Origin of the sequence: Streptomyces sp. SAI-127, from assembly GCF_029894425.1 — a bacterium.
Lineage (GTDB): Bacteria > Actinomycetota > Actinomycetes > Streptomycetales > Streptomycetaceae > Streptomyces.
In genome coordinates this window covers 9228205-9252473 of the sequence record NZ_JARXYJ010000001.1, presented here as the reverse complement: position 1 = coordinate 9252473, position 24269 = coordinate 9228205, and the positions used below count along the sequence as shown (strand labels likewise).

Below are 24269 nucleotides of genomic sequence, written 5' to 3'. Positions count from 1 at the left end.
GCTCCCTGGGCACGGCGCGAGACCAGACAGCCGACGACCCTGAGCGCGCGACGCCCCAGCAGACGGGATCCAGGTCACCGCCACCGCGGCAGCACTCGACCGCCACACCGATCAGCACACCGACAGCGACGCCTCCGCGGGCACGGCGCGAGACCAGACAGCCGACGACCCTGAGCGCGCGACGCCCCAGCAGACGGGATCCAGGTCACCGCCACCGCGGCAGCACTCGACCGCCACACCGATCAGCACACCGACAGCCACGCCTCCGCGAACACAGCGCGAGACCAGAACGCACCGTGATGCGCCACCATTGCCGGGGCAGCAGGGCGGAGCTCTGGGCGAAAGCCGCGACAGTGTGCGACGCGGCGCTCACCGACGCCGACCCGCTGCGTGGGCAACGGCTGGATCTACGGGTACGACCCCGAGGCGGCACTCAGATGCACGACCCTCACGGCTTCGCGCCCGACCCGTCGTGCAGCAGGGGCACCTCCCGGGCCTCGACCAGCCGGGTGCGCAGCTGCGCCGCGTCCTGGCCGGGCGGCAGGCCGTAGGCGCGGCGGTACTCGCGGTTGAACTGGGTGGCGCTGACGTACCCGACCTCCTGGGCCACCTGAGCCGCCGTCACATCCCTGGTGAACAACAGCCGTCGGGCCTCCTGGAGCCGCAGATACTTCTGGAACCTCAGAGGGCTCATGCCGGTGGCCGCCTTGAAGTGCCGGTGCAGCGTGGCCGGGCTCATCCGGGCCACCTCGCTGATCTCGTCGATGCCGAGCGGTTCGGTGAAGTGGTCGCGGATCCAGCGGGCGGTCGTACGGATCCGTCCGGCGGTCGAGTCCGCGAGCGACCAGTGCCGCAGCACGGGTGCGAGCGGGCTGCGCAGCAGCCGGTAGAGGATCTCGGTCTCGATGCGGGACGCCAGCGGGCCGATGTCCTCCGGACTGTCGAGCAGCTGGACCCAGCGGGTGACCGCGTCGACGAGCTCCGGTGACATCGGCGCGGTCACCGCCGCGGCGACGGCGGCCGCCGGGGACTGCGGTCCGCTCTCCGCCAGCTCCAGCTGTACGGCGGCGAGGACCTCGCTGTCGATCCGCATGACGGCCGCGCGGTACGGCACCTTCTCGAAGGCGGCGGTGACCGGCAGGTCGAGGGTGAACAGGGCCATCTCGCCGCGTGGTGTGATCCAGCTGCGCTCGCCCACGGCGGTGCGCTTGGCACCGTCGGCGATGAAGCAGATCATCGGCTCGTACGTCACCTCGATCGGGTCCACGAACTCGTCGAGCGACACCAGAGTCAGCTTGGGCACCGCGGTCTGCGACCACAGCCCCGGGCAGTGCCGCGCGATGGCGTGGGCGAGCCGGTCCAGCATGAGAGCACCCTTCGGCTGAGAGGATCAGGCAATCCTATGCGACCGGTGCCCCATGACTCCCCGGCACCGCTTTCCTAGCGTTGAGGCATGACACAGCACGCCAGCAACCTCCCGCACCGCAGGCTCGGCACCCAGGGTCTGGAGGTCGGCGCCGTCGGCCTCGGCACCATGGGCATGACCATGGCCTACGGCACCTCGGACGAGCAGAGCAGCATCGCCACCCTCCGCCGCGCCTACGAACTCGGCGTCACCCTCTTCGACACCGCCGAGCTGTACGGCATGGGCACCGGCAGCAACGAGGAGCTCCTCGGGCGGGCCGTGAAGGACGTCCGCGACGACGTCGTCCTCGCCACCAAGTTCGGCTTCGACCTGAGCGGTGGGACGGTGGGCGGATTCGGCCTGAACAGCCGCCCCGAGCACATCCGCGAGGTCACCGAGAACAGCCTGCGCCATCTGGGCACCGACCACATCGACGTGCTCTACCAGCACCGGGTCGACCCGGACGTACCCATCGAGGACGTCGCCGGAGCGGTGGGCGAGCTGATCGCCGAAGGCAAGGTGCGCTACTTCGGCCTGAGCGAGGCCGGACCCGACATCATCCGCCGTGCCCACGCAGTGCACCCGGTGTCGGTGCTGCAGACCGAGTACTCGGTATTCGAGCGGGCCGTGGAGGCGGAGGTGCTGCCGGTCGTGCGCGAGCTGGGCATCGGTTTCGTCCCGTACTCGCCGCTGGGCCGCGGTTTCCTCACCGGCGCGGTGAAGCCGGCCGCCGAGTATCCGGCCGACGACATGCGCAGCTGGGACGAGCGCTGGCAGCCCGGGAACTACGAGAAGAACCTGGCCGCGGTGCGCGAGCTGACCGTTCTGGCGGAGTCCAAGGGCATCGCGGTGACCCAACTGGCCCTGGCCTGGCTGCTGGCGCAGGGCGAGGACATCGTGCCGATCCCGGGCACCCGCAGCCCGCGCCGCCTGGAGGAGAACGTCGCCTCTGCGTACGTCGACCTCACGCCCGAGGACCTCGCCCGCATCCAGGAGCTCCTCCCCCGCGGCTCGGCCGGCTCCCGTTACCCCGAGAGCATGATGCCGACCTGGTAGCCGCGGCCCACCCCGGTTCTCCGAGGGGCTCCCGCGAACGGCACGGCAGTTGAAGGTGCGGCACCTCCAGCGATCTTCACCGGTGATCCCTAGGATGAGAGCTCAAGACAACCATTCCGGCCGGTCCGACGGGGGACTGCCCAGAGGGACGGCCGGGGGTCGCCGATGCCAGGGACCGCTCCCCGGGTTGCGGTGATCTTCCTGTCCAGGAGGACCTTCCGCATGTTCCGAAGTATTGGCAACGCTGTCGTCCGGCATCCCGTCTGGACGATCGTTGCATGGTTATTCGCTGCGGTGGCGATCGTCGCCACCGCCCCGAGCCTGCCCTCGAACAGTGACGAGAGCAGTTTTCTCCCCAGAAGTTACGAGTCCATCAAAGCGGCGGAACTCCAGGAGAAGGCGTTCCCCAGCGCCTTCACCCCGTCCGCGATCGCGCTGTACCAGCGCACCGACGGCGGCAAGCTGACCGCCGCCGACCAGAAGGATGTCGCCCGGATCACCTCCGAGCTCGGCAAGAAGAAGATCGACCAGGTGCAGAAGGTCGTCCCCGGCCAGCCGTCCTCGGACGGCAGGTACGCCCTGACCCTGGTTCAGATGGACAGCAAGAACGCCGGTCAGCCCAAACAGGCCGACGCGGCCGAGGTGTTGCGCGAGGACGTCAAGCAACTCGCCAAGGGCACGGACCTCGACGTCAAGCTCGGCGGTTCCGCCGCGCAGGCCCTCGACCAGCAGGATTCGTCCAAGCGCGGCGAGGCGCTGATCGGCATCGGCACCTTCGTCATCATCCTGGTGACCCTGCTGATCATCTTCCGGGCTCCGATCCTGGCCTTCCTGCCCCTGATCACGATCGGGTTGGTGTCGGCGATCGCCAACGGGCTGATCGCCTACGCCACCAAGCTGTTCGACCTCCAGGCCAACAGCTCGATCTCGTCGATCCTGATCGTCGTGCTCTTCGGCGTGGGCACCGACTACTTCCTGTTCCTGATGTTCCGCTACCGCGAACGTCTGCGCCTCGGCGACGAACCGAAGCAGGCCATGATCAACGCGGTCGACCGGGTCGGCGAGGCCATCGCCTCCGCCGCCGGAGCGGTCATCATCGCCTTCCTCGCGCTGGTCCTGTCGACGCTGGGCTTCCTCAAGCAGATGGGCCCGGCCCTCGCGATCGCGGTCACCGTCACCCTGATCGCGGGCCTGACACTGATCCCGGCCGTCGTCTCCCTCATCGGCCCGAAGGTCTTCTGGCCGTCCAAGTCCTGGCAACGCGAGCCGGAGAACGCCCGGTTCGCCGCCCTGGGCCGCGGAGTGCAGAACCGCCCGGCGCTCACCGCCGCGCTCTCGGGACTCGTCCTGGTCGCGCTGTCGCTCGGGACGTTCGGCTACAACGCCACGTTCGACCTGGCGGCCGGCTCCATGCCGAAGACCAAGGAGTCGATGGTCGTCCAGGACGAGATGCAGAAGGCGTATTCGGCGGGTGCCGCCGCACCGACCGACGTCTATCTCTCCAGCACCGACGGCAAGCCGATCGACACGACGCTCTTCGACGCGTACGTGAAGAAGCTCGGGGCCGTGGACGGCGTGGCGAACGCCCGCCTGTCGCAGTTGAACAAGGACGGCACCACCATCGACTTCACCGTCACCCTCAAGTACGAGGCGTCGACGGACAAGGCCATCGAGGCGGTGGGCCGGGTCCGCGACGTCGCGCACTCCGACGCCCCGGACGGCACCGAGGCCGTGGTCGGCGGGATGTCCTCGATCTACAAGGACATCGGCACCGCGGTCAACCACGACTACAAGACGGTCTTCCCCGTCGCGGCCGTGCTGATCATGCTCATCCTGGGGCTGCTGCTGCGCAGCGTGGTCGCCCCCTGGTACCTGATCGCCTCGGTGGGCCTCGGTTTCGGCGCCACGCTCGGTGCCACCGTGTGGATCTTCCAGGAAGGACAGGGACACTCCGGCCTGATGTTCATGCTCCCGGTGATCATGTATCTCTTCGTGGTCGCCATCGGCACCGACTACAACATCCTCATGATCGCCCGGCTGAGGGAGGAGGCCCGTGAAGGCCGCGAGCCGCGCGAGGCGGCCAGTATGGCGCTACGGCATGCCGGTCCCACGGTGGCAGCGGCCGGCTTCATCCTGGCGGCGACCTTCGCCACGATGATGCTGGCCGGCAACGTCCTGCTCACGGAGATGGGGTTCGCGGTCTCCTTCGGCATCGCCGTCGCCGCGTTCGTCATGGCGATGTTCTTCACGCCCAGCCTCACGGCCCTCATGGGCCACGCGGCCTGGTGGCCGGGGCACGCGGACCGGGCGAAGGAATCACCGGCCGCCCCCGCACCGGTCTCCGGCGGCGGCCGGGACACGGTGGTTCAGGATCCGGCCGGTCGCCGCAACTGACGCCGAGGTCACGCAACGGCGTCCGCCGGGCCGCATGGCTCGGCGGACGCCGTCCGTCCCGGCACACCGCCGGGCCTGACGCGATCGGTGTCTGCCACCCTGGACCCCGTGCCGAACCCCGCTCCCGTCACCCCGGACGCTCCCGCCCTCATACGGACCCCGCTCCTCACCCAGCAGTGGCTCGACCTCGCCTTCATCCACTGGGCTGTCGAACCTGCGGTCGTGGCGGGGCTGCTGCCGCGCGGCACGGTCCCCGACACACACGACGGGCTGACGTACGTCGGGCTGGTCGCGTTCCGGATGCACCGGGTCGGCTGGCTGGGGATGCCGGGGGTGCCGTATCTCGGGACCTTCCCGGAGACCAACGTGCGGCTGTACTCGGTGGACGCGCACGGACGGCGTGGCGTGGTGTTCCGCTCGATGGACGCCTCCCGGCTGATCCCGGTGGTGATGGGACGCGTCGGCTTCCGGCTGCCGTATCTCTGGTCCCGGATGAGCGTCCGCACCGCCGGGGACACCGTCACCTACACCAGCTCACGCCGCTGGCCCGGACCGCGCGGCGCCCGCAGCCTCATCACGGTACGGACCGGCGAACCCATCGGGGAGCCGACCGACCTGGAGCATTTCCTCACCGCCCGCTGGGGCATGCACAACGCCTTCTTCGGCGGCCCCGAGTCACTGGCCTACCTGCCCAACGACCATCCGCGCTGGCCCCTGTACCGCGCCGAACTGCTCACGTGCGAGCAGGACCTCGTCACCGCGGCCGGCCTGCCCGCCCTCACCGACGCCCCGGTCAGCGTCCTGTACTCCCCCGGCGTCCCGGTCCGCCTCGGCCGCCCGGCACGCCCGGCGGGCATCCCTACGCCCTGACGACAGGGGAGGTGAGTTCGCGGGGCCAGGCCATCTCACCGTGCCCGGGGGACAAGAGGCGAGGCCGTATCCATGTCGATGAAGGGGCGGGTCTGCCGGAGCCCCTGGCGACCGGCGCGGTGATCTCCGGCAGAGCGCCCTCGAAACCAGCCGGACGGCGGCATGGCGGCCACTTGGACGTCGTACCCATCACCGTCCCGCCCCTTCACGTGCACGACGAAGACGTCCCGTCGGCCGCGCGCAGTCCGTCGCCGACGCAGAGGAGCGCGCCGAGCGGGCCCGGGCCACCCCGGGCGAGGGACTCGCCGGTGCGCACGGCAGGCATCTGCGCGTCCCGGTACGGCGCATCACCTGGGCGGGGCCGAGCTGTCGCGGGCGATGCGGCACAGGCGCCGCTGTGTGCCGGGCCACTCCACGCGAGGGAGCTCCACCTCGTCCCGTACCCCCGACAGGAACGTCGTTCCTCGGACATTCACGGCGGGATCACGTCCGAGAGGTTGAACCGGTCCGCGTCCTCACTAGCGTCTGTGGGCGTCCCGACCCATAGGAGTGAGGTGTCGATGTTCTCAAGACGTGTCCTCGCCGGGCTGGCGCTGGTGCCGGTGCTCGCGCTGTCGGCCGCCACGCCCGCGACGGCGTACGACGGCCACCAACCGCCGAAGGCCAAGCCGCACTTCGACCTCCAGGCCCACCGCGGCGGCATCGGCATGACGACCGAGGAGTCCCTGGAGGGCTTCGGCAAGGCGCTGCGCCTCGGGGTGTCCACGCTGGAGCTGGACACCCATGTCACCAGGGACCGGAAGGTCGTCGTCAACCACGACCGGCAGATCAGCGCGGTCAAGTGCCGTGACACGGGACCGGTGACGGCCGGCGACCCGATGTATCCGTATGTCGGCAAGTACATCAAGGATCTGACGCTTGCTCAGATCAAGACCATGGACTGCGGTTACCAGCAACTGCCCGGCTTCCCCGAGCAGGAGGTGGTCAAGGGCTTCCGGATGGTCGAGTTGAAGGACGTCCTGAACCTGGTCAAGAGCTACCGCGCCAAGCAGGTCAAGCTGAACATCGAGACGAAGGTCGAGGCGGGCGCGCCCGAACAGACCGCGCCGCGTGGGCTGTTCGTACGGCGGGTCTACGAGGAGATCCACCGCTCGGGCATCGAGAACCAGGTCACCATCCAGTCCTTCGACTGGGGCGCGCTGAGGGCGATGCACAAGCTGGCCCCGAAGTGGCCCCTCGTCGCGCTCACCAACTACGACTTCCTCCAGGTCGGCCTGCCGGGTGCCTCCCCGTGGCTCGGCGGGATCGACGCCGACGACTACGGCGGCGACTTCGTCAGAGCCGCCGCCACGATCCCCGGCGTCAGGGCCCTCTCCCCCAACTACGGCTTTCCGCAGAGCGGCAAGGTCGGCGACCCCGGCTTCCGCTTCTACGCCGACCGGACGATGGTCCGGGAGGCGCACGCCCGGGGCCTGAAGGTCATCCCGTGGACCTGCGACGACCCCGCCACCGTGGAGGCACTCATGGACATGGGCGTGGACGGCATCATCACCAACTACCCGAACCGCGTACGGCAGCTCATGGCCGACCGCGGCATGCCGCTGCCGAGGGCGTACCAGCCCCGCTGACGGAGTCGGGCCGCCGGAACATCACGGAGCCGCGCCCACGATGTTCTCTTGACGTTCCGCTGGTGACCGGCCACAATCCTGGGATGAATGTGACCGGTCACACCCGCAGTTCGGCGAGCATCCGGGACGTCGCCGCGGCCGCTGGTGTCTCCTACCAGACCGTCAGCCGGGTGATCAACGGCCACCCCAGCGTCAGGCAGTCGACGCGGGAGCGGGTTCTCGCCGCCATCGACGAGCTGGGCTTCCGGCGCAACGCCACCGCGCTCGCCCTGGCCAGGGGCCGCAGCAGGGCCGTTACCGTGCTCACCGCCAACACCACGCACTACGGCTACGCCTCGATCCTCCAGGGCGTCGAGGAGGCGGCCCGCGCGGCAGCCTACTCGGTGGGTGTGGGCGTCCTCGAATCGGCCGACGAGGCCGCCGTCACCGTGGAGGTGCAGCGTGCCGCCGACGCGGGTGGCGGGCTGATCGTGATCGCGTACGATCCCGCAGGCGTCCGGGCCCTGGAAGCGGTCCCGGCCGGGCTGCCGGTCGTCGGCGTGGTCGAGACCCCGACGAGCGCGCCCACCGGCGACCGGCCGTGGGTGTGGACCGACGACCGCGAGGCCGCCTACGAGGTGACCCGGCATCTGCTGTCCCTGGGCCACGAGACCGTGCACTACGTCGCCATTCCCTCCAGCACCCGTCGCACCAGCGCCCGCACCGGCGGCTGGCGCCAGGCACTGAAAGAGGCGGGCGCGCCGGAACCCCCTCCCGTGCAGGGCAGTTGGGGCCCCGCAGGCGGCCACGCGGCGGGCCTGGAGCTCGCCCGGGATCCCTCCGTCACCGCGGTCCTGTGCGGCAACGACGACCTCGCCCTCGGTGTGCTGCGCGCCCTGCACGAGGCCGGCCGCTCGGTGCCGGGCGAGGTCAGCGTGGCCGGGTTCGACGACGCCCCGCACTCCGCCTATCTGACGCCGTCCCTCACGACCGTACGTCTGGACTTCACGGGCCTCGGCCGAGCCGCGTTCGCCCTGCTGCACGGAGTACTGGAGGAGTCCGCGCCGATCGCCCCGCGTCCGGTCTCCGTGCCGGAACTGGTGGTCCGGGAGAGCTCGGGGCGGCCGCCCGCCTGAGCCGCCTGCGCTGATCGGCATCCGAACAAGGGGCAGGAGCCGGGCATGCGCGCCTACGTCCTCGACGCGCCCTGCTACCGGACCCGCCCGGCAGGCTCACTTCCTGCACCGCTTATCCCCCGGCCCGCCGCGACCGTCAGGAGCGCCACGGAGATGTTAGGGGTCGGCGACGCGACCCCGCGCCGGACGGGAGGGACGGCGGGGCGGGCACCGTCCCTGCCGTCCGTCCGGGGGTCACCAGGGGACGACGCCCCCGTCGTCGAAGAAGCCGCCACGCGGTCCGTCGTCCGGCAGGGTGGCGAGCCGGACTGCGATCGCCGCGCCCTGCTCGGGCGTCCGCGGCGCGTTGAAGCCGGTGAAGTCGGTCGCCACATAGCCGGGGCAGCAGGCGTTCACGATGACGTTGGTGTCGGCGAGTTGGCGGGCGTACTGCGCCGTGACGCTGTTGAGCATCGACTTCGACGGTGCGTACGCGGCCATGACCGGTCCGGTCTGCAGCGTCAACGAGCCCATGCTGCTCGACACGTTGACGATGCGCGGCGAGTTCGCGCGGCTGAGCAGCGGGAGCATCGCGTTCGTCACCCGGACGACCCCGAGGACATTGGTGTCGAGGACGGTGCGGACGACCTCGAGGTCGAGCGTCGTCGGGTCCTGTGTGCCGTTTTCGATGGCGCCGGAGATGCCCGCGTTGTTGACGAGCACGTCGAGCCGCCCTGCCGTCCGTTCCACGGTCGCCGCCGCCTCGGCGACGCTGTCGTCCGAGGTGACGTCGAGGGCGACCCCGAACGCGTCGACGCCCGCGGCCTGCAGTTCCTTGACGGCCTGCTCGCGCCTGTCGTCGTCGCGAGCTCCTACCGCGACCGTGAAGCCGAGGGCCCCGAGACCCTGGGCGATGGCGAAACCAATTCCCTTGTTCGCGCCGGTGACCAGCGCGGTCTTCATGTCGTTCACGCGATTCATGCTGGGCGAGCCGCTCATTCGCCGTCCAATATCGAACCGGTGCACTGTGATACTCGCCGGGTATCAGTCGGTAGGCTGTCCGTGTGGACGATCTCGAGACCCGCGAGCTCCGGTACTTCGTCGCCGTCGCGGAGGAACTGCACTTCGGACGCGCCGCCGGCCGGCTCGGGATCGCACAACCACCGCTCTCCCGCGCGATCGCGAGGCTGGAGCGGCGGCTCGGTGTCCGGCTCCTCGACCGGGACCGTCGCGGAGTGGCGCTCACGGATGCCGGCAGCGTGCTGCTTCGGGAGGCCGGAGCGGCTCTGGACGCGGTCGCGGCAGCCGCGCGTCGAACGCGGCGTGCCGGGGACCCGAAGCGGCCGCTGGTCCTCGCGACGAAGGCCGGGGCGTCCCACGAAGTGCTGCGGCAGCTCCTCGACACGGTGGCGAGCGAACCGGAGGCGCCACCGATCGAGATCCTCCTGTGCGAGGTCGGTGAGCAGGCACGGCTGCTCCGCGACGGGCACGCCGACGTGGCACTCATGCATCACCCCTACGACGACCTCGCCGGGTTCGACTCCGAAGACCTCCACGTCGAAGGCCAGGTCGCGATCGTGCCCGCCGGGCATGCGCTCGCGTCACGCGCCGAGCTCACGCTGGCGGACGTCCAGGATGTGCCGGACCTGCCGATCGCTCGCTGGCCCCGGCTCGACGGGTCCTACCCCGACGGGCCCGGACCCGAGGTCCGTACCCAGTCTCAGCTCGCCCAACTCGTGGCGCTCGGAAGGACGTTGCTCGTCATCCCTGCCTCCAGCCGTGCCTGGCAGTGGCCCGAACACGTCGCGGTGCCCGTCGTCGACGCGCCGGAGGTGACCACGGTGATCGCCTGGCCACCGAGCAGTCGCTCGCCGGCGGTCGCGTCACTGGTCGGCGTCGCGGCCGACATGATCATGTCGGCGACCTGACCCGGGCACCACGAACGAACGGCCCGCCCGGGACCGCCGCGCGCACTGATCAGTGCCGGGCGTCCCACGCGGGGAGTACCGGCCTCGGCGTGGGTCGTGTGCGCACCCATCCGTACAGGACCACCGAGCAGACCGCCGCCAGCGCGCACCAGGTCGACACGAACTCCAGCCGCCACAGCAGCCAGCACATCAGCGCACCCGCCCCGGTCAGGACTCCCAGTCCCGTCAGGCGGCGGTCGCCGGAGAGCAGCAGCGCGCCGACCGTGGCGATCAGGTAGCCCACGACGAGCAGTTCCGCGTGGGGCAGTCCGATGACGTAGGCCATGGTGTGGCCGCGGATCTCGGCCCGGACGGGGCGGGTGGCGAGGGCGTGCGCGAGGAAGGCGGCGGTCACGACGCCCACCGCCACGACCGCCGTCACCCGGCGTCCGGTTCGGCGTGGGACCGCGCACCACACGCCCACCGGCACCCACACCGCGAGCACGGGCAGGGCGATCACGGCCCAGGCGACGGTGGCCGCGCCGGTCCCTCCGCCGGTGTGCCAGATCTGGGCCTCCACCAGTTGATGGGCGCCGAGCAGCAGGGGCAGCGCGGCGAGGGGCAGATCTCCGGCGCGGCGGGTCCGGGCCACGCAGACCGCCCCGACGGAGGCGATGGCCGTGCCCGCCACGAGATCCGCTGTCGCACTCCAGCACATGACACCACCATGTCAGGCCAGGCCGTCGGCAGTGCGCTCCGCCACGACGCGGGCGGGGCCGGGGCGGGCGGCTCACTCGCAGATGGTCTGCGGTGGGCGGAACGTGCGGTCGGTGCCGGCGTCCGTGTTCACCTGCACGCGTACGGTCTCCAACTGCTCCAGCAGCGAATCGAGTTGCCGCTGGGTCGGGTCACGGAAGAACTCCAGGACCGCGCGGTGGAAGGCGTCCCGGAGTTCGGGCTGCATCACGTCGGAGGCGTCGAAGCAGAGGATGCGGGCGCGGGTGCCGAGCAGGGAGTCGATCTCCCGCTCGACCGGGCTCGCGGAATCCGGCGGCGACAGTCCGGCCGAGTCCGGGAACAGCGGCCGTACCGCGGGCTCCGCCTCCGCCCGCCAGAGCTTCCGTCCGGCCGGGCTCGAGAGCCGCTCCACGAGTTCCTGGGCGTCCGGGTCGTCGCTGAACACGGCGGCCATGTCGCCCGCGACCTCGAAGGCGTCCCGATACGCGGGCTGCCCGTCCAGATAGCGGGCCGACGGTTCCACGGTTACGTCGTCGTCCGCGTAGACGTACCGGATGAAGGCGCTCTGATGCTCGTGCGTGCAGTCGAAGCCGGGCGAGTCGAGCAGGCCGCGCGGATCTCCCCGCGCATCGGACACCCCCTCGAACGACGTGGTCAGGGACCGCTCGACCGACGCCGGGGAGCGCTTGCCGAGCAGCCGCGCCCAGCTGGTCCAGGCACGCTCGACGGCCGGGTCGCGCCAGTCCAGGCTGCCCGTGGCCCATTCGGTGTAGAGGCCGGGGCCCGCCTGATGGAGCACCAGGTCCTCGATCCAGTCGGTGCCGGGCCAGCCGGAGGTGGCCTGTGAGGCGAGACCCACGCACCAGGTGGGCCGTTCGCTCGGGGCGCCCTTCTTGCTCCACACGAGGCTCTTGAGGTCGACCTTCAGCGGCACCCAGTACACGCGCCGCAGGTGGTTCACCAGCATGATCGGCGACCAGGGCGAGTAGGCACGCTCGGCACTCGCCTCGGCGAGGGGCTTCAGCTTGCCGCGGCGGGCGTACTCGGTGAGTTCGCCCATGCTGTTGAGGACCGCCACGTCCGGCGGGTCGTCGGCCTCCAGCTGCGAGACGAGCGTCTCGCGGAGTGAGCGGGTGCCCTCGTAGGTGTACGTCCGCCCGGTCCCGTCGTCCAGTTTGTCGAGGACCGCTTCGAAGGCCCTGCCCTCCTCACCGGTCCAGGGGCCGAGGACGACCAGCGGGTCGCGGGTGTCGGACCCGCAGCCGGGGACGAGGGCGAGCAGACAGACCGCGAGAAGTACGCGCAGGAGAGCGCTCATGCGACGGCCCGTGCGATGCCTCATGCGACGGCTCCCGGGCGGGCGACGACGAGGTATTCGCGGCGGTAGGCGTGCAGGGCGCCGGCGATCACGGCCGCGGCGGTCAGTCCCGCGGGGAACACGAACGGGGCGATGCCGTCCAGGAAGGCGAGCCGCCCGTCGGCGAGGCCGTCGTCGATCCGGGCCTGGAGCGTCTCGATGGCCCGCGGATCGGGTCCGGCGAAGGGGCGTTCCTCGGCGACCGTCTCCGTCCTCGGGGAGGTCCGCTCGGCCAGCGCGTCCGCGACGGGGACGGTCTCATGCTGGGCGTCCAGGGCGAGCAGGGCGTCGGCCGTGAGGAACGGTACCGCGAGCAGCGGCAGGGCGGCGGCCGCGAGGGGGATGCTCAGCCGGATCCGGAAGCGGCGGCACAGGAAGGCCACCGTCCGCCACAGCCCGGCGGCGAGCAGGGCGAAGGCGAGCGCGGCGATCACCGCCGCGGTGATCGTGCCCGCGCCCCAGGCGGCCCGCTCGGCGAGCCGCGCGCGCAGCCGCCCCTCCAGGCCGGTCACCCGGTCGACGATCGACGTCGCGGCGGAACCGGTGGCGGCTGTGCAGGCCGGATAAGGGTTCGCGGTGGTCGGGGTGAGGGCCTTCGAGCAGAGCATGGTGCGCGCGTAGGTGAAGTCGGCATCGCGCAGGACCGGATCGGTGGCATGGCCCTGGGCCCGGCCGATCCAGCTGGTGTAGTCGACGACCAGCGCGGACACGACCCGCAGTTCCTGTTCCTCGGCGACGGTGAGGGCTCCGCTGCGGGTGACCTGGTTCAGGCTCTGCGTGGCGCGGGCGATCCGGGTCCGGTACCGCTCGCTGAGCCCGCTGAGTTCCGCCGCGCGCCCCTCGTTCAGGTTCCGCTGGGCCTCACCCTGCGCGATGAGCAGCGAGGCCCGGGCGTCCGCGAGGTCGACCAGCGCGGGCGCCGCGCGTTCCCGGATGTAGGCGGAGTCGCCGCGCACGCCCGCGTAGGCCCACCCGAGCGCCCCGAAGGCCACCACGGCCAGCAGCGGCAGCGCGAAGAGCCGGTCCCGCAGGTAGACGCGGTTGCGGTGGCCCGCGGTGGAGGGCCAGGCGTAGCGGCGGATACGGCGGGCGAGTTCGGTGGCTACGGCGGCGACTGCCCGCGTGAGGCCGAGGGTGTCCTGTGCGAGGGCGCGTAAGCGACCGTCCGGAGCCAGTGGGCGACTCTCTTGCCGAGCCATGGGCTGTCCCTGTGGTGTCGGAAGGCGAGCGGGCGGACCTCGTAGGCACGGTCCAGGAGGATTTCGGCCACGGCCGCGTCCTCGGGGGCGGCGGAGCGGGCAGCCTGGTGGGCGAGGGTGACATAGCGGCGGGAGAGGTCCTCCCGCAGGCCGTGTTCGTCGGACGGGAGACCGAGTCGGGGGTCCGCGCCGGCGGACAGGGCTGCGAGGCCTGCCGCGTCGAGGGCACCGCGCGCGAGGGCGCCCTGTACGGCCTCCCATGCCTCGACGGTCATCCGGACCCTGGCCTCCTCGTCGGTCAGGCCGTGCGCGTGGAAGAGCAGAGCCAGGCGCCCCAGCACCTCGCCCAACCGCTGCGGCGCCTGGTCGTCGCACTCGCCCGTCCGCACGTACTCGATACCGATCCGCACGGCCGCGGTACGCGCGGCGGTCCGGTGCCGCGAATGCTGCGGTACGGCGTCGAGTTCGCGTACGGCGTCCTCGCGCGCCGTTTCCCCGCCCAGCGCGAGGCGGGCCCGGGCGGCGCCGAAGGCCGCGCTGCCCAGGGAGGGGTTCCGCAGTCCGACCGCCTCGTAGAACGTCAGGGCCTCTTGCCGTCGTCCGAGGCGTTCCGCGCACTGGCCGAGGGCCAGCTTGGGCGCGTACTCGCCGGGGATCGCCGCGTACACCCGGTCGAAGTGCCGCCGGGCCGCGGCGACTTGCTCCCCGGCGAGCGCGAGCAGGCCGTGGTGCCAGTCCAGCCGCCAGTCGTACGGGGCGCGGCGAGGGCCGATCCGTGCCTCGGCCGCCCGCAGTTCCCGTTCGGCGGCCTCGGGTCCGTCGGCCGGGTTCCGCAACCGCAGCCGGCAGCGCAGCAGATGGACCTCCGTGGAGTCACGCCAGTCGCCGATGTGCTGGAGCAGGGCCTCCGGGGCGGCGTCGGCGAGCCTGCTCAGCTCGGCGTGGTGCTCGTCGTGCGGGTCGGGGCGCGGGACGGGCAAGCGCTGGGCGACCTCGGCGGGAGTGGGCGGGGCGAACGGGGACGGGGCGTCGGGGGCGGCCCAGTGGGCGAGGGGTGGCGCGGAGCCGAGGGCGCCGTCGAGGGCGTAGGGGGACTGGAGGAAGAGCGGCGAGGGTTCGAAGGTCTCGGTGCCGGTGCGCAGTGACCTCAACTCACGGAACACACCCCGCAATTGCTGGTCCATCTCACGAGCGTCGGCGAACCGTCCGGCGGGCTCGCTCGAGGTCGCGCGGTGCAGAACACGGGCGAGGGAAAGCAGGCCGAGGCCTCGCGGCACGGGGGCGGTGGCCTCGTGGGGAGCCCACGGTTCCTTGGCCGGCGGCGGCACGGGGGCGGTGGCCTCGTGGGGAGCCCAACGTTCCCTGGCCGGCGGCGGCACAGGGGCAGACGGTTCTTCACCGCCCACCGACAGGACTTCGGGGCGCGGCTCCTCCTCGTCGGCGTGCGCCGCCCCTGGGACGCACCCGTTGCCGGCACCTGGTGCCCCGCCGCCGTCCGGTGCGCCCTCGACACCCGCGGTCCGAGCCGCGCCGGCCGTCTCACCGCCGCTCAGTGTGCCCTCGGCGCCGGCTCCCTGAACGACACCCGACGCCCGAGCCACACCCGCCGACTCACCGCCGCCCGGCGCCCCTTCGGCACCCAACGCCCGGCCGACAGCCGACGTCCGGTCTGCACCCGCTGTCTTACCGTCGCCCGGTGCCCTCTCGCCGCCCGGTCCCTGGACGACGCCGCCCGACTTCTGCTTGGCGTCCGACGTCTCATCGGCACCGGATTGGTCCCCCGGGCCTGATCGCTGCGCAACGCCCAGTGTCTCCTCGCCTCCCGAGGTCTCCCCGACCCCTGACGTCTGGACGGAACCCGGTGTCTGGGCGACGTCCACTGTCCCGCCGCCGTCCAGTGCCCCCTCGGCGCCCGAGGCCCGGGCAGCACCCGACGCCTCTCCGCCCTCCGAGGCCCCCTCGGCACCCGATACCCGGGCAGCATCCAACGCCTCCCCGCCACCCGAGACCCCCTCAACACCCGAAGCCACCTCAGCCCCCGCCGACCCCCTGCCACCCACTCCCCCGGCAACCCCCAATGCCTCCCCGCCACCCGAGGCCCCCTCAACACCCGAAGCCACCTCAGCCCCCACCGACCCCCTGCCACCCACTCCCCCGGCAACCCCCAATGCCCCTCCGGCCCCCGAGACCCCCTCAACACCCGAAGGCACCTCAGCGCCCGAGGTCTGCCCCCTGCCCGCTGTCCCACCGACGTCCAGCGCCCCCTCGGCGCCCACTGCCCGGGCGATACCCGACGTCTCCCCCGTGACCAGGGCCTCCGGCACGCCCGGCGTCTCGCCCGCGGCCAACGCCTCCCCGGCAGCCCGTACTTCATCGCGCACGACGAAGGCCTTCCTGGCAGCCCGTGCCTCGTCACCCCCAACCAAGACGTCCCCGCCGGCCCGAGCCACATCACCCCCCGCCAACGCCTCCCCGCCGGCCCGTGCCGCGTCACCCCCGGCCGCCGCTCGGGCGTCCCGTGCCGCGTCACCCCCCGCCAACGCCTCCCCGCCGGCCCGTGCCACATCACCCCCGGCCGCCGCTCGGGCGTCCCGTGCCGCCCCCGCACCCGCCCCGCTCGCGGGATCCTCCCCCGCCGCCCCACCGAGCGTCCCCAGATCCCCCAACCGCGCAAGATCCGCCGCCGACCTGCCAAGTCCGCTCAGTCGCCGCAAGGTCTCGCCCAGGCTGAAGAGGTCGTCCTGCTCCCTGGACTCGCCGTTCGGGCCCACGGTCGGTGCGCTGAAGCCCTTCGTGGTCATGCCCGGCGCCCCGACCGGGCGTACGCTGCCCACGTCGATGATCTTCGTCGTGGTGCCGTCGTGCATGACGTTGTCCGGCTTGAGATCGCCGTAGACCTTGCCGGGCCGGTCGGCGTGCAGATACGCGAGGGCGGACAGGATCCGCACACCGTAGGCGAGCACGAACTCGTGGAAGCGGTGGCCGCCGAACTCCCCGGGGTTCAGTTCGGCCCGCGCCCGCACCTCCTCCAGCGTGAGCCCGTCCACGTACTGGAGGACGAGGAAGTCACCGGCCTCGGGGTGATGACCGTAGTTGAAGACACGGATGATGTCGTCGTGGCCGAGGTCGACAAGCGCCCGCCGCTCCCGGGCCAGCGCGCCCGCCGCGGCCGCCGCCTGCTCCGGGTGAAGCATCTTGATGGCGACCTCGCGGTTGTCCACCTTGGTGTCGAGCGCGAGGTAGACCTCGCCCATGCCGCCGTAGCCGAGGGGCCGGATCAGCCGGTACTGGCCCGCCAGCAACTGCCCGTGAGGCAGCGGCAGTTCCCCCGGATCGCCGCCGGGGTCCCAGCCGCGTCCCAGCAGCGTGATCGTGGGCAGCACCGTCGGATCGGGGTTCTCCGCGGGGAGGTCGACGTGCGCCGCCCTCAGGTACATCGGCTGTCCGGCGACAACCAGCGGACCGAACGATCCCTCGGATTCCGGTACTTCACCGAACGCACTCCCGCCCCGAGCCCCCTTCATGCCTCCTCAGAATAGGGCCAGGTGCCGGGATCGACCCCTCGCTTTCCCCCTGAGAACCGTGATGCCGCAGGGTTCGGCCGGTCGGCAAGGCCGAGATCCCTGTCCCTCGCGGACCGGCGCCCCTCTAGAGTGAGGGGTCCCTGTCAGAAGAGTCCGGACCGCAGCCGTCCTGGCCAGCAGCGGTGGAGGAGACGCGGTGACCCTGCGCGAGAACGATCCGGAGTCTGTCGGCGGCTACCGGATCGAATCGCGGATCGGGACCGGCGGCATGGGTGTCGTCTATCTCGGCCGATCGGCCTCGGGACGGGCCGTCGCCGTCAAGGTGGTCCACACCCGGTATGCCGACAACCCCGAGTTCCGGGCCAGGTTCCGGCAGGAGATCGCCGCCGCGCGCCGGGTCAGCGGCGCGTTCACGGCTCCGGTCGTGGACGCGGACCCGGAGGCGGAACGGCCCTGGATGGCCACGGCGTTCGTGCCGGGCCGTACGCTCGCGGACCGTGTCGACGAGTCGGGACCGCTGGACTGGCCCGCACTGCGCCGCCTCGGCACCGAACTCGCCGAGGCCCTGCGGGAGATCCACCGCGCGGAGGTCGTGCACCGGGACCTCAAGCCGAGCAATGTGCTGCTGCTGGAGAGCGAGGGCGACGACGGGGCCGTACGCGTCATCGACTTCGGCATCTCGCGCGCGGCCGACAGCGATGTCCGTACCCAGACCGGCATGGTGATGGGCTCTCCGCCGTTCATGGCGCCGGAACAGTTCAGCCGCCCGCACGAGGTCGGCTCCGCGGTCGACGTCTTCTCGCTGGGCGCGGTGCTTGTGTACGCGGCGACCGGGCACAGCCCCTTCGAGGCGGAGAACGCCTATCTGGCCGCGTACAACACCGTGCACGGCGAGCCCCGGCTGGGTGAACTGCCTGAGCGGCTACGCCCGTTGGTCTCGCGCTGTCTGGCGAAGGAACCCGCGGACCGGCCGACGTCGAGCGAGGTCCTGGAGCTGCTGGCGGGTCTGCCGGAGGAACTGTCCGACGGGAGACCGGCCGAGGAGGTGTCCCGCGCCCCGGAGATGCGCACCACGGACGTGGTGACCTCGCCGCTCGGTCACGTGGGGCCGGTCCGGCGGAAGCGCCGCGGGAGGAAACTGTCGGCCGCCGTAGCCGTCGTGGCACTCCTCGGCGGGGTGGGGGCGGCCGCGGTCGCCGTGGTGGAGGACGAGCCGGCGAGTACGGTCGACGAGTTCGACGCCCTCGCTCCGCGGACGACGCCCAGCGGGACGGCACCGGCGGGCTGGAGGCCCTGGCGCAACGCGCTGGGGTCGGGCGGAAAGGGCCAGTCGACGGGGGTCGGCGCCTCGTGCACTCCGGACGCTCTCGGCGTCTTCTGCGCCTCCGAGCAGGTGGCGCTGATGCGGCTGAACCCGGCGACGGGAAACGTCGAGTGGACGAAGTCCATGAGCCGCAAGCAGGTCAGCAGCTTCTCGATGCGCGAGCCCGTCGTCCATGACGGTGTGGTGTTCGTCTACAGCGCGGACCGCTCGCAGGGCGTCGACGCCTACGACGGCAAGACCGGTGAGCGGCTGTGGCGGCTGAAGGGCCCGCTCGGCGAGTTCGAGGCGCTGGGTGGGGTGCTTCTCGTGCGCCTGGACGAGCTCGGTCCCTCCGACACGGCGCGCTATGCGGCCTACGAGCCGCGCACGGGCAAGGAGTTGTGGCGGCGCGAGCTGACCTCCACCTCGTCGAGCCCCTTCTACGAAGGCCCCAAGGACACGCTTTACGCCGATCTGCGCGGCGGCGAAGGCGGTATCGCCCGCATCGACGTGCGGACCGGCAGAACGCTGGGCAGTGTCGACGCCCCGAAGGGCGACCTGTGGCTGGCGACGGTCCACGACGGCACGGCGTACTACGCGCGCTGGGAGGACGACTCCGGTGTGTCCGCAGCCTTCTTCGTCCAGGATCTCAACAGCGGCAAGACCCGCCGGATCGACTTCCCCTGGAGCGTGGAGCCCGAGGCACCGCCGCTGGTGCAGGGCGACACCATGTACATCTTCGACTACGGCAACGAGACCCTGCTCGCCCTCGATGTGAAGCAGGGCAAGCCACTGTGGTCCAGCTCGCGCGACCTGCGCGTTTTCAGCGAACCCTCCTACCACGCGGGCCGGTTGTACGTCACGATGCCGGACACCAGCATCGTGGCCCTCGATCCGAGGAACGGGAAGGAGATCGGCCGTACCAATCCGTCCTTCGACACCACGGGCCGCTCCTTCGAGGAACTGTCGCCGAGTTCGGTGCCGCCGCTGCTGGTGGGTGATGTGCTGTACGGGGTCAGCGGGTCGGGGATCTTCTCGGTGGCCGACGTCACCTGAGCGAAGGCGGGTGGAGGCCCTGCCCGAAGGCAGGGCCCCCACCTGCGATCAGGCGGTGTGCAGGGTCAGGCCGTACCGGTTGAGGATCTCGTTGACGGGCTGGAACCAGGTCTCGCCGCCGCTGGAGCAGTTGCCCCAGCCGCCGGAGGTCACGCCCTGGGCCTGGTCACCGCTGATGAACGAGCCGCCGGAGTCGCCGGGTTCGGCACAGACGCTGGTCTTGGTCATCTGGTGCACGGCGCCCTGGCTGTAGTTGACGGTCTCGTTCATCGCGAGGACCGTCCCGCAGTGCCAGTGGGTGGTCGATCCTGAGCGGCAGATCGAGGAGCCGACGGGCGCCACGTTCGACCCGCGCACGAGCTGGTCGGAGACGGTACCCCAGCCGAGTACGACCGGGACGGTCCACCAGCCGCTGCCCACATTGACCCAGGCGTAGTCGTTGTCGGGGAAGGACGAGCCCTGGAAGTTGCCGACGTAACTGCGGTCCCAGCCGTAGACGGCGCCGGTGTGCTGGTCGCAGTGGCCGGCGGTGACGAAGCCGCCGTGGACCGAGAAGCCGATGGAACAGCGGACGTTGCCGGTGTAGTAGGGGTCGCCGCCGACGGTTCCGGCGGCGAAGGTGGTCGGTGCGGCGGCCACCTCGCGCACGGTGACGGGGCCCGCCTCGCGGGCGCGGGCGACGAACTCCCGGACATCGTTGTCAGCCTGCCGGCCGCTGACGATGTTCACCACCACCGTGTTGGCCTTCGGGTCGACGTGCCAACTGCTGACGGCGTCCGGCGCGGAGACTTTGTCGATCCGGGCCTGGGTGGCGGCGAGTTCGCGGGCGCTGTGGGTGACGGTGCGGACCGTGGCACCGGTGGCACGTATCTCGCGGAGGGTGGTCGCGGAGGTGTCGTGGGTGACGGCGACGGTCAAGGTCCCCTCGGCGGCGTCGAACCAGGAGCCGCCGTACGAAGTACCCGCGGTCCGGCGGACCTTGGACTCCAGAGCGGTGGCCCGCCGCTCGGCGGCGAGCCTTGCCTCGGCCTGCTGGCGCGAGAGACCGAAGTCCCGCTGCATGGCGGAGAGGAGACCGGCGGAGGCGGGCGCCTTCTCGTCGGCGGTGGCGGGAACCGTGCCCGCGGCCGCCCCGGCGCCGAGCAGGAGCAGCACGGCCAGGCCCGCGCGCATGATTCTGGTGCGTCTCATGGAGATTGCCCTTCGTCGTTCCAACGGGGTGGGGGTGGAACAGCAGAGTTCTCTGAGAGCGCTCTCAGTGTGGCCCGGCAGAGCCTAGCCGCTGATTATTGACAGGTCCATACCAATACCGAGGTTGGCGAAATCCCGGCACGCGGAACGTGGATTTCCTTCGGCCCGTCCGGGGGATCTCCCCCAGGAACCTGTCGTGCCCCACAAAGGAACAAGATGACGCGAAAGAAAGCACTGGTGGTCCGAGGCGGCTGGGAGGGACATCAGCCGGTCAAGGCCACGGAGCTGTTCCTGCCCTTTCTGGAGAGCAACGGCTACGACGTCCGGATCGAGGAGTCGACCGATGTCTACGCCGACAGCGCCGAGATGGCCGCCACCGACCTCGTCGTGCAGTGCGTGACCATGTCAGAGATCACCGCCGAGCAGGTGTCGGGACTGAGCACGGCCGTCGTGGCCGGTACCGGTTTCACCGGCTGGCACGGCGGAATCGCCGACTCGTTCCGCGCCTCCTCCGACTACCTCCACCTGGTGGGCGGCCAGTTCGCGACCCACCCGGGCAAGGAACCGTGCGAGCGGCGGGGCGGCGAGGAGGACAACTTCCTGCCGCACACCGTCACGATCACCGATCTCGGCCGCGAACACCCCGTCACCGCGGGCATCGAGGACTTCGAGCTGCACACCGAGCAGTACTGGGTGCTCCACGACGACCTGATCGACGTCCTGGCCACCACCACCCACCCGGCACAGCCGTGGCAGCCCTGGCACCGGCCGGTCACCTCCCCGGCGGTCTGGACCCGTCAGTGGGGTGCCGGACGGGTCGTGGTGACGACACCCGGGCACAGCCTCGACGTCCTCGAGAACCCCGCCGTCCGTACCGTCATCGAGAGGGGCATGCTGTGGGCGACGCGCACCGCATCGGCGTCGTAGGGCTCGGCGTCATATCCCGCGCCTACCTGGACACGCTCGTCGGTCACCGCGCCGTGCGCGTCACCGCGGTCGCCGACCTGGACGCCTCCCGGTCGGCCGCCGTCGCCGCCGAACTGCCCGGGGTGCGGGCGCTGTCCGTCGAGGAACTGCTGAGCAGCCCGGACGTCGACACGGTCCTGAACCTCACCGTCCCCGCGGCGCACGCCCAGATCGCCCTCGGTGCCATCGGCCACGGCAAGCACGTCTACGGCGAGAAACCGCTGGCCGCCGAACTCACCGACGCCCGCACCGTCCTGGATGCCGCGGCGAAGGCGGCGGTCGGAGTGGGATGCGCGCCGGACACGGTCCTGGGCACCGGCGTCCAGACGGCACGGGCGGCGGTGGAGTCCGGGGCCGTCGGCCGCCCGCTGTTCGCCTCGGCCGCCATGGTCACCCCCGGACACGAACGGTGGCATCCCCACCCGGACTTCTACTACACGGCCGGTGGCGGCCCCCTGCTGGACATGGGGCCGTACTACTTGTCCTCCCTGGTCCATCTGCTGGGTCCGGTGCGTGCCGTGATCGGGGCGTCCAGCCGGCTCCGCCCCGAGCGGGTCATCGGGTCCGGCCCGCGCACCGGCGAGCGGATCCCGGTCGAGGTGGACAGCCATGTCTCCGGGGTCCTCGAACACGAGGGCGGGGCCCTGACGACGATCACGACGAGCTTCGACGGCGTCGCCACCACGGCCGCGCCGATCGAGGTCCATGGCGAGAGGGGCACCCTCTCGGTCCCGGATCCGAACAACTTCGACGGCGAGGTACAGCTCCTCGAACTCGGCGCGGGCGAGAAGGGCTGGCGCACGCTTCCGCCGTCCGCAGGCTACGCCGGCGCCGCCCGGGGCGTCGGTCTGCTCGACTTCGTCGCGGCCGACGGACGGCGGGCACCGCGCGCGAGCGGTGAACTCGCCCTGCATGTACTGGAGACGATGACCGCCCTGCTGCGTTCGTCGGCCGAAGGGCGGCGGATCGAGCTGACGACGTCGGTCGAGCGGCCGGCTCCGGTGCCGCTGACGCCTCCGCAGGAGTGGCGGTGATCAGTCCACGGGCCAGGTGTGCACGGGTGCGTTGAGGTGCATGTAGTCCATGTATGCCGTCGTCATCCGCCGCAGCGCCTCCTGGCGGTCGCCTGCGCCGGCCTTCTCCAGGTGGTGGACCGTCTCCGCCTGCCACAGGGCGCCGTTGCGGGCGGTGACGCAGCGCTGCTCGATGACGCCGAGCAGGGGCTCACGCCACTCCGCGTCCATACCGGCCAGTTCAAGGCCCCGGTGCGCCAGGGGCAGCAGTCGCCGCAACACCAGTTCCGTGACCGGCACTTCGCCCGCTCCCGGCCAGTACAGGCGGGCGTCGATGCCGTCACGGGCGGCGGTGTGCAGGTTCTCCTCGGCGACCGAGAAGGACATGCGCGTCCACACCGGCCGGTCCTCGTCGACCAGGGCGCGCGTCAGGCCGTAGTAGAAGGCGCCGTTGGCGATGATGTCGGCCACCGTGGGCCCGGCGGGCAGGACCCGGTTCTCGATGCGCAGGTGCGGGCCGCTGTCCGTGACGGCGTAGATCGGGCGGTTCCAGCGGTAGATCGTGCCGTTGTGCAGGGTCAGTTCGCCGAGCTCCGGGACACCGCCGTTGTCCAGTGCTTCCTGCGGGTCCTCGTCGTCGCAGATCGGCAGGAGCGCGGGGAAATAGCGCACGTTCTCCTCGAAGAGATCGAAGACGCTGGTGATCCACCGCTCCCCGAACCACACCCGGGGCCGTACGCCCTGTGCCTTGATCTCCTGGGGGCGGGTGTCGGTGGCCTGCTCGAAGAGAGGGATACGGGTCTCGCGCCACAGCTCCTTGCCGAAGAGGAAGGGCGAGTTGGCCGCGAGGGCGATCTGCACGCCCGCGACGGCCTGTGCCGCGTTCCAGTAGTCCGCGAACTCCTTGGGGGCGACCTGGAGATGGAACTGCGTGCTGGTGCACGCGGCCTCGGGGGTGATGGCGTCGGCGTACATCGCGAGGCGGTCCACGCCCTCCACTTTGATGCGCAGGTCCTCACCGCGCGCCGCGAAGATCTGCTCGTTGAGCAGCCGGTAGCGCGGATCGCCCGACAGGGCGGTCTCGCCGACGTCCGCCTCGCCCAGCGTCGGCAGAATGCCCACCATGATCAGGTGCGCGCCGACGGCCGAGGCGCGTTCCTCGGCGTGGTTGAGGGCGTCACGGATCTCCTGCTCCCAGGAGCCTGGCCCGCCGGACAGGAGCCGGCGCGGCGGAATGTTGATCTCCAGGTTGAAGCGGCCCAGCTCGCTGGACCAGGCGGGGTCGGCGATCGCCTGGAGCACCTCGGTGTTCCGCATCGCCGGGAGGCCGTCCTCGCCCACCAGGTTGAGCTCGATCTCCAGCCCGACCTGAGGCCGCTCACTCTCGAAGCCGGACTCGCGCAGCATCTGCGCGAGGACGTCGAGGCAGGTGTGCATCTTGTCCCGGTACCGTCGGCGGTCCTCCCGCGTGAACACCAGGGCCGGCACGTCACGTCCCATCGGGCCCTCCCGAGTCCCCTCGGCGGTTACCTCTCCCGTCCCAGAGTCCCACCTCGAAAGCGCCCCGG

The 24269-nt window shown here is 71.4% G+C and carries 17 protein-coding genes; 9 read left to right on the top strand and 8 right to left on the bottom strand.

Going from position 1 to position 24269, the window contains the following annotated elements; genetic code table 11:
- Positions 1-448: 448 nt before the first annotated feature.
- A complete protein-coding gene (locus M2157_RS42405) occupies positions 449-1366 on the bottom strand; it encodes an AraC family transcriptional regulator (RefSeq protein WP_280867832.1) in 918 nt (305 codons plus the stop codon).
- A gap of 87 nt (positions 1367-1453) precedes the next feature.
- Between M2157_RS42405 and M2157_RS42400 the strand changes: the two genes are divergently transcribed.
- From M2157_RS42400 to M2157_RS42380, 5 genes are all read left to right on the top strand, one after another.
- On the top strand, positions 1454-2461 hold the full coding sequence (locus M2157_RS42400) for an aldo/keto reductase (protein ID WP_280867831.1): 1008 nt from the start codon (positions 1454-1456) through the stop codon (positions 2459-2461).
- Positions 2462-2683: 222 nt separating this feature from the next.
- The gene (locus M2157_RS42395; protein ID WP_280855832.1) at positions 2684-4855 is read left to right on the top strand and encodes an MMPL family transporter; all 2172 of its coding nucleotides are present in this window, start codon (positions 2684-2686) and stop codon (positions 4853-4855) included.
- A 108-nt stretch (positions 4856-4963) separates the two neighbouring features.
- The gene (locus M2157_RS42390) at positions 4964-5725 is read left to right on the top strand and encodes a DUF2071 domain-containing protein (protein WP_280867830.1); all 762 of its coding nucleotides are present in this window, start codon (positions 4964-4966) and stop codon (positions 5723-5725) included.
- 560 nt (positions 5726-6285) lie between these two features.
- Positions 6286-7353, top strand: a complete 1068-nt coding sequence (locus M2157_RS42385; RefSeq protein ID WP_280867829.1) for a glycerophosphodiester phosphodiesterase family protein — start codon at positions 6286-6288, stop codon at positions 7351-7353.
- 83 nt (positions 7354-7436) lie between these two features.
- Complete coding sequence (locus M2157_RS42380) at positions 7437-8468, top strand: LacI family DNA-binding transcriptional regulator (RefSeq protein ID WP_280867828.1); 1032 nt, start codon at positions 7437-7439, stop codon at positions 8466-8468.
- Between the two features lie 234 nt (positions 8469-8702).
- Here the strand turns inward: M2157_RS42380 and M2157_RS42375 are convergent, their stop codons facing one another.
- Positions 8703-9428 carry an SDR family oxidoreductase gene (locus tag M2157_RS42375; RefSeq protein WP_280867827.1) on the bottom strand — a complete coding sequence of 242 codons (726 nt, stop codon included), beginning with the start codon at positions 9426-9428 and terminating at the stop codon, positions 8703-8705.
- An 83-nt stretch (positions 9429-9511) separates the two neighbouring features.
- Between M2157_RS42375 and M2157_RS42370 the strand changes: the two genes are divergently transcribed.
- The gene (locus M2157_RS42370) at positions 9512-10375 is read left to right on the top strand and encodes a LysR family transcriptional regulator (RefSeq protein WP_280855837.1); all 864 of its coding nucleotides are present in this window, start codon (positions 9512-9514) and stop codon (positions 10373-10375) included.
- Positions 10376-10424: 49 nt separating this feature from the next.
- Here M2157_RS42370 and M2157_RS42365 read toward each other — a convergent pair whose 3' ends face one another.
- The 4 genes from M2157_RS42365 to M2157_RS42350 form a co-directional block, all read right to left on the bottom strand.
- A complete protein-coding gene (locus tag M2157_RS42365; RefSeq protein ID WP_280867826.1) occupies positions 10425-11072 on the bottom strand; it encodes a DUF6629 family protein in 648 nt (215 codons plus the stop codon).
- 72 nt (positions 11073-11144) lie between these two features.
- The gene (locus M2157_RS42360) at positions 11145-12434 is read right to left on the bottom strand and encodes an alpha-glucoside ABC transporter substrate-binding protein (RefSeq protein ID WP_280867825.1); all 1290 of its coding nucleotides are present in this window, start codon (positions 12432-12434) and stop codon (positions 11145-11147) included.
- Positions 12431-13648, bottom strand: coding sequence for a hypothetical protein (locus M2157_RS42355; protein ID WP_280867824.1), 1218 nt, complete (start codon positions 13646-13648; stop codon positions 12431-12433). Before M2157_RS42355 ends, M2157_RS42360 begins: the two co-directional genes overlap by 4 nt.
- Positions 13552-17172, bottom strand: coding sequence for a tetratricopeptide repeat protein (locus M2157_RS42350; protein ID WP_280867823.1), 3621 nt, complete (start codon positions 17170-17172; stop codon positions 13552-13554). The genes M2157_RS42355 and M2157_RS42350 overlap by 97 nt, the downstream gene beginning before the upstream one ends.
- Positions 17173-17368: 196 nt before the next feature.
- Here M2157_RS42350 and M2157_RS42345 point away from each other — a divergent pair, with 196 nt between their 5' ends.
- Complete coding sequence (locus M2157_RS42345; RefSeq protein WP_280855841.1) at positions 17369-19531, top strand: serine/threonine-protein kinase; 2163 nt, start codon at positions 17369-17371, stop codon at positions 19529-19531.
- Positions 19532-19579: 48 nt separating this feature from the next.
- On the opposite strand, the gene M2157_RS42340 is transcribed toward M2157_RS42345, so the two are convergent.
- Positions 19580-20722 carry a S1 family peptidase gene (locus M2157_RS42340; RefSeq protein WP_280855842.1) on the bottom strand — a complete coding sequence of 381 codons (1143 nt, stop codon included), beginning with the start codon at positions 20720-20722 and terminating at the stop codon, positions 19580-19582.
- A gap of 216 nt (positions 20723-20938) precedes the next feature.
- Here M2157_RS42340 and M2157_RS42335 point away from each other — a divergent pair, with 216 nt between their 5' ends.
- Together M2157_RS42335 and M2157_RS42330 are read left to right on the top strand one after the other, a co-directional pair.
- Positions 20939-21649, top strand: a complete 711-nt coding sequence (locus M2157_RS42335) for a ThuA domain-containing protein (RefSeq protein WP_280855843.1) — start codon at positions 20939-20941, stop codon at positions 21647-21649.
- Positions 21619-22722 (top strand): Gfo/Idh/MocA family oxidoreductase, encoded by a 1104-nt coding sequence (locus M2157_RS42330; RefSeq protein WP_280855844.1) that lies wholly within the window; start codon positions 21619-21621, stop codon positions 22720-22722. The genes M2157_RS42335 and M2157_RS42330 overlap by 31 nt, the downstream gene beginning before the upstream one ends.
- On the opposite strand, the gene M2157_RS42325 is transcribed toward M2157_RS42330, so the two are convergent.
- Positions 22723-24201, bottom strand: coding sequence for a glutamate-cysteine ligase family protein (locus tag M2157_RS42325; protein ID WP_280855845.1), 1479 nt, complete (start codon positions 24199-24201; stop codon positions 22723-22725). It lies immediately after the preceding gene.
- Positions 24202-24269: the final 68 nt, after the last annotated feature.